Source organism: Aeromonas sp. EERV15, assembly GCF_900079845.1.
Classification (GTDB): Bacteria; Pseudomonadota; Gammaproteobacteria; order Enterobacterales; family Aeromonadaceae; genus Aeromonas; species Aeromonas sobria.
In genome coordinates, this window is record NZ_FKKY02000134.1 from 1 (window position 1) to 455 (window position 455).

Below are 455 nucleotides of genomic sequence, written 5' to 3' on the forward strand. Positions count from 1 at the left end.
TCTGAAGATACGGGTTCGGCTCCTTCAAGTGCAGGTTGCCCGGGATCTTGCCCTGCCGGAGCATCATCAGCACCTTCGCGACGCCCGCGAGGCCGGCGGCCGCTTCCAGGTGACCGATGTTCGTCTTCAGGGACCCGAGCCCGCAATGCGGCTCGACCGGCGCCGTGCTCCCTTGCGCCGCGCACAGCTCCGCGAAAGCACCCTTGAGAGCATTGACCTCGATCGGATCCCCCAGCACCGTTCCTGTGCCGTGTGTCTCGATGTACCCGACCGTGCGCACGTCGACGGCGGCGCTCTGGTACGCGGCGACGAGGAGCGCCTGCTGCGCGATGGGGTTCGGCGCCGTCGCCGAGGTGGCCTTGCCGCCGTGGTTCTCAGCGCTCCCGCGGATCAGGCCGTAGATCGGATCCCCGTCGGCTTCCGCCTTTCCGAGCGGCTTCAGCAGCAGGGCGACC

The 455-nt window shown here is 68.6% G+C and carries 1 protein-coding gene; it reads right to left on the reverse strand.

The annotated features are described in order from the left end of the window. Positions 1-455, reverse strand: a 455-nt coding sequence (locus BN4575_RS20745; protein ID WP_141689918.1) for a beta-ketoacyl [acyl carrier protein] synthase domain-containing protein, incomplete at both ends; no start/stop codon positions are given.